Origin of the sequence: Okeania sp. SIO2F4, assembly GCF_010672385.1 — a bacterium.
GTDB lineage: Bacteria > Cyanobacteriota > Cyanobacteriia > Cyanobacteriales > Microcoleaceae > Trichodesmium.
Genome location: NZ_JAAHGT010000572.1, coordinates 1 through 6,225, shown reverse-complemented (window position 1 = coordinate 6,225; position 6,225 = coordinate 1). Strand labels below are relative to the sequence as shown.

Here is a 6,225-nt window from a genome sequence, read left to right as displayed (position 1 = left end):
TCTTTTGCTGTTACCAAATGGTGTGACAACATTACCATTAGTTGTGTCAATAATTTTGACCTGACTTGCTGCTAAGTTTTGGGGAATACTATTTTCTTGAGTATTCATGGAAGAGGGAAAATCTCGTTCTGCAGACTCTAGAGTTATTGCTAGATACTTGCCATCTGGAGATAGATGAAATGGAACTCTGCTGGGAATGTATTGCAGAGTTATTAGTTTGTTGATAGTGAATGGTTGTAAATTTAGCATTTATTGTCAGATTAAATTCTATAGTAATGGTATGGCTTCAATAATTAATTATTACCTCTTCTTATAACATTGAGGATTGGCTAAAAGGATTTTTTTTCTTCATCCCATCCTAGGTCATGCTCCGCTTTCCGACCGCTCTCTTGGTTGATTGGAGGCAAGCGTTTGCGCTTCGCAAAGCTTCACTTTACATGTTGCGGAGCAAAACGCGTAGCGTCCCGGAGGGAACGGAGACCTCGCCATCCCATCCTAACGGACTGCGAGCAATTCATGTCGCGAAGCGTTAACGAAGTTGTGCGTTAGCTAAACGACCGCTTTTTTTCCATGAATGGAGAGAGTTTATACCTTTATTTTTCGGTAAGTAGGTAGGCGCGAATAAAGGTTACTATGTAACGAAATGTTAAAGTAGCTAAAACTCTTGAGATTGCTTCGTTCCACTCCGTTCCAGTCGCTTCGGACATACTTGTAAATTTTTTCACCTACTTACTTACAAGTAGTAATATTCTCAAAAAATTAAGTTGGCAAGTAAATAGGTTTTGCTGATTAAATCTCAAAGTATTTATAGATAAAGGCAACTACCTTTTTGGAGTCGAAAAAAGTGCTAGGGTTTTCGGTGCTTGAAGTTCAAAAAGTTGGTATAGATGACCAGACAAAATTCTATCTCTCCACACTTCCCACACTCCCCACACTCCCCACACTTCCCACACTTCCCACACTCCCCACATTTCCCACACTCCCCACACTCCCCACACTTCCCACACTCCCCACACTTCCCACACTCCCCACATTTCCCACACTCCCCACACTCCCCACACTCCCCACTAAGGTGCCCACTTAGGATTAAAACCAGTTAGAGGTAATTCCTCTGGTTGCAGTTTCCATGGAGAACCATCTTCTGGAATTTTCGAGTCTAAAGGTAACATCCATAGACGACTAATTTGTCTGGTTTTTTTGGTATTTTCTTGTTCTTTATCTTTGTTTGAGATGGTCACCATTTGGTCAAATAATAATGCTAAACCATCTGGTGATAAATCCAGATTAACTTCCCGTTGGTTTGGCAAAATAACTAAGGGTCTTAAAAAATTTCTTTTAATATCAAATGCTGCAATATAAGGTTTTTCCTGATATTCTTCTACATTTTCTACTACTTGGGTTAATAAGCAATATAAAATACTTTTAGTCTGGTCAAATTCTGCACTAAGAATATTGCCATAAGGACGAGTCCGTAATATCTCTCTCTCCTCACCTTGATTAGTCACAATATATAGAGACCTTGTACCATCTTGATTATATTTTACCATTGTTGCCATCGAACCATCGTCAGCAAAACTCAATACCGTTCCAAACTTTGGTAAAAATATTAAATCTCCTGAATCTGTTTCTGGATTTATTGGCAAAATAGAAGTTCCTTTCCCTTGTAAAATTACTAAGCTCTTGCTATCTGGCGTAATTAAAAAATCTCCACCTTTTTGAATTATTCCATCCTTATTTGTTAGTGGTCTTGCTTCTTTTCCTAATTCTAATACCCAGGGACCTGCATCCAATACATCTTTTCTATTTACCCGTTGAATTATAATTATTTTACCATCAGGAGATAGGTCAAATTTCAAGTTTTGGTATTCTGAATTATCGAGAACTTTTTCAATTTTACCCAGAGCTTCTGTAGAATCTCGTTTTTCTCTAGGGGATTCAGAATTAATACCAGTTGTCACAGTATATATTTTTTGTTCTAAAAGACTTGGAACTTCATTTTGCTTTTCAACTCCTGAAAATAAAATCTTTTTTCCCTCCGGAAAAAACTTAAAATCTAATACCTCTAGATTTTGAGGAGTGAGCAATATTGACTGCTGCTCTTTAGTCAAATTAATTAATACTAACCTACCTTTTTCTTCACCTTTAAAACCTATATAAGCAAATGCGCGATCGCGACTTTGAAATGAACCTTGAAAAGGCTGCATTACCTGCCCTTGATCTAGTCCATAAAACCTTTCTTTTGCCTCAGATAATTTTAATGTATATTGATTGCCATAAGGAGCAGGTTCTAAAATAGTATAAGCCATTCTTCGACCTGCCCAACTCACTTTTCCTGGTAAAGGTGGTTCAATTTTTAAGTTTTTCTCAACAGTAGCATGATTCATTGGTCGATTAAAATTTAGGATAAAAGCTGTATCTTCAGCTCCTATATTTTTATCTTGCCAACTAAAATCTCTAACTTTTGGAGCGGTATTGCCTCCACCTAAAAATAGTAGACAAATTAACAAACTTAAAGCGATAATTAAACTAATAGCAACTCGGTCAAGAGGTTGTCGTAATTCCTGTAAAATAATGTCTTGAGCTTCGCGAAATAGATGATTAATTTTTTGGCTGAAATTTACCATAAATTTTACCCTTAAACTCTATAGATAACACCAGGATTTTATATCATAGCAAATCTACTTTACTAAGATTATATGTACAAAAGTCCAAGTATGAGCTTTTTAGAGTATAACAACTTAATTTAGTATCATATCATGTCTAGTTGAATAGCCATAAATAATAGGCGATCTAATACCAATTCCCGAAAATAATGCTATATTTACCAATGGATAATAGATAATTGATAATTAATCAATCCGGCTTTATTGCCTCTCCTAATAATTAATAATTAATCGAACCTAGATTTAAAGCATTTCCTAATAATCGATAATTGATAATTGATAATTATGCTCAAAACTAATAGACATCTCCAGAAAATAAAATTGCCCTTTATTTAGCATGATATATAGTTGTAAAAATTCCTCAAAAATTCTCTTTCGTACCTTTTTCCTAAAAATCTATTACCTGTTCCCAGTTAAGTGTTCCCAGTTAAGTGTTCCCTGTTCCCTACTCTGAAAAAAAGTCTATATCTTTTTCACCAGATGTCTAATTATCCATTGTTCATTATCAATTGTTAAAGAGGTAACGATCCATTCTCCATTATCAATTAATAAAATTACTTTTCAGATAGATGACCTCATTTCACAATCAAAACCTTGTAGGGGAGATTTCCTACGGAATGCTCTGGAAACGCGAATCGCTCCTACTATGGTCTACCCATAAAAAACCGCTGTATTCAACAATTTAATTCTTAAGTATTCAGGACTTACGCAGAACCGCCATATCTATACCAATTCACTTTAAAGATGTCACAAATAGTTTCAAACTTTAAATGTCAAATAATTGCCTCAACCTTTCTCTTGTCAAAATTTTTAGCCTATCCAATCTAACTTCAGAATTCTGAATTCTGAATTCTGAATTCTGTGAAATGGTATAGTAGGGGGCAAATGGCATTTGCCCCCTACAGATAGCGTATTATCTACCAGTTTGCCTAAGTCCTGGTATTAATACCAGTTAAAAAAAAGAATGTTACGAATAATAAGGGCAATAAAAATAATTCACCGGAAATGTCTATTAGACTAAAAAGATAAGTTATAAAATAATAAATAGCATCAAAGCTATTCATTATGACTCCTGACTCCTGACTACTGACCCCTAAAAAATCCCCTATCTATTTGTAAAATTGGTATTAAGAGCTGATTAAGTAACGTTTTTAAATATAAAAATTGGTTTTTAAGATAATTAGATGCTTAACAAAATATTGACCAAGAAAAATTTACATTCCCATATAGATTTACTGCTAATACTAACTTTGCTATTAGCAGCAGTGATACTTTTTTCTGCTAATTTAGGAACATTACCTTTACGAGATTGGGATGAAGGAATAGTTGCCCAAGTAGCTAGAGAAATTAGCCGAGAAAAGTGGAATTGGCTTTATCCTACTATTAACAATACCCCCTATTTTAATAAACCACCATTAATACATTGGTCGATCGCTTTTGTCTATAGTATTGCAGGAGTCAGTGAATTAACTGCACGTTTATCTCCCGCTTTATTAACCGCATTTTCCGTACCCTTAATTTATTGCGTTAGTCGAGAATTATTTCGCCTACGCACCCCAGCAATTTTTACTGCTTTGGTTTATTTAACTTTGTTGCCAGTAGTACGACATGGACGTTTAGCAATGTTGGATGGAGCGGTAGTTTGTTTTTTTGTGTTGATGATTTGGTGTGTATTACGGTCGCGCCACAACCTCCGCTATTCTCTCGCCATCGGAATTAGTTTTGCCTTAGTTTCCCTCAGCAAAGGAATTATTTTAGGATTACTTTTAGGAGCGATCGCTTTTTTCTTTCTCTTGTGGGATACTCCCCGACTATTAAGTTGTAAATATTTTTGGGGTGGCATCTTACTTGGTATGCTGCCAGTTTTTCTATGGTACACAGCTCAATTTTTCCATTACGGTGTTGAATTTTTCCATGCCAACTTTTTCCATCAATCTCTCAAACGTATTTGGCAACCTGTAGGTAGTCACGATGGACCTATTTGGTATTATTTATTAGAAATTATTGAGTATAGTTTCCCGTGGCAATTATTCTGGTTGCCAGGATTATATTTAAGTTGGAAAAATCGTAATTTTACTTGGGGAAAATTAGTTTTAGTTTGGAGTGGAGTCTATTTATTAGCTATTTCATTAATGAATACTAAACTCCCCTGGTATGTCTTACCTATTTATCCAGCTTTTGCTTTAGCAGTAGGTAGTTATTTAACAGAAATTTGGCATCAATTTCCATTAGATTTAGGATACTTTTGGTTTCCAAGCGATGGATATCTCCCAACTCAAAAAGATAGTGCAAAACATCTCTGGGGTATTCCCACTGTTTATCATCGTTTGTTAGTAGCTTTATTTGCACTACTAGCTTTAATTGCTTGGATTGCTTGTGTTTACTTTGGTGGTGCTTTTCATCTAGGTGAGTCAAATTTAGCAAAACCTAATTTAGACTTACAGTTAATTTCTGTAGCTGTTGCTTTAACAATGACAATGACAACTCTACTATTAAACGAACAAAACCATCAGTTTTTGTCAATCTTAATTTGGGGAACATATCTTTCATTGCTAATGTTTGTTAGCTCCCCTCATTGGATATGGGAATTGGAAGAAGACTATCCTGTTAAACCAGTCGGAGAAATGATTCAGAAAAATACACCCCCCGGTCAGATTATTTATTCTTTTGATACCAGAGACCGCCCCTCTTTAAATTTTTATAGCGATCGCCTAATTAAGCGTATTGGACCACAAAAAATTCAACAAAAATGGCAAGATATACCTCAACCTTATCTATTAGTTGAAGCATCAACTTTAAATAATCTCCCCCTCGAGAATTTTCAGGTTTTGAATAATGTCAAAGGATGGGCGTTAGTGACAAGAGAAGGCATTGATAATTAATAATTAATAGTTAATAATTAATAATTTATCATTAGGGCTTGCTGATTAAATCTAAAAGCATTTACAGATAAAGGTTTTAGACTTTTTAGGTCTGGAAAAAGTACATTGATAATTAATAATTAATAGTTCATAATTAATAATCGATCATTAGGGCTTGCTGATTAAATCTAAAACCATTTACAGATAAAGGTTTTAGACTTTTTAGGTCTGGAAAAAGTACATTGATAATTAATAATTAATAGTTCATAATTAATAATTTATCATTAGGGCTTGCTGATTAAATCTAAAAGCATTTACAGATAAATATTTTAGACTTTTTAGGTCTTGAAAAAGTACAAGGTTTTCGCATTTTGGGAGCTCAAAAAGTTAGGATTTTGGGTTGACTATTGGCTGAAAAATTAAGGGATGATTTTTCCTCCTGTCTCCTATAAATTCCCCATTCCTCCTGACTCCTGACTCCTGACTCCTACCCGAACCCATAAGACTTTTTCCGCAAACCCTAATTAATTCCCAGAGATTGAAAGCCTCTTTACTAATTGATAATTGCCAATTGATAAGTAGGTGGGCATAAATAAAGGTAAAATATAAAAGTACCTAAAAACCTGAAATTGCTAACAATGCCTTCTCCCCTAAAAGTTCGTCTAACTTCTGAAGAAAAGCAATGCTTATTTGAGTTAAAA

General features: G+C 34.8%; 4 protein-coding genes. 1 reads left to right on the top strand and 3 read right to left on the bottom strand.

Annotation, left to right across the window (positions count from 1 at the left end):
* The 3 genes from F6K22_RS27760 to F6K22_RS27750 form a co-directional block, all read right to left on the bottom strand.
* Nucleotides 1-249 (bottom strand): hypothetical protein (locus F6K22_RS27760; protein WP_293105536.1); only part of this gene is annotated, 249 nt, incomplete at its 3' end.
* A gap of 572 nt (nt 250-821) precedes the next feature.
* Nucleotides 822-1,061 carry a hypothetical protein gene (locus F6K22_RS27755; RefSeq protein ID WP_293105533.1) on the bottom strand — a complete coding sequence of 80 codons (240 nt, stop codon included), beginning with the start codon at nt 1,059-1,061 and terminating at the stop codon, nt 822-824.
* Nucleotides 1,062-1,067: 6 nt separating this feature from the next.
* Nucleotides 1,068-2,624 carry a TolB-like translocation protein gene (locus tag F6K22_RS27750; RefSeq protein WP_293105530.1) on the bottom strand — a complete coding sequence of 519 codons (1,557 nt, stop codon included), beginning with the start codon at nt 2,622-2,624 and terminating at the stop codon, nt 1,068-1,070.
* Between the two features lie 1,223 nt (nt 2,625-3,847).
* On the opposite strand from F6K22_RS27750, the gene F6K22_RS27745 reads away from it, so the two are divergent.
* Nucleotides 3,848-5,545, top strand: a complete 1,698-nt coding sequence (locus tag F6K22_RS27745) for an ArnT family glycosyltransferase (protein ID WP_293105526.1) — start codon at nt 3,848-3,850, stop codon at nt 5,543-5,545.
* Nucleotides 5,546-6,225: the final 680 nt, after the last annotated feature.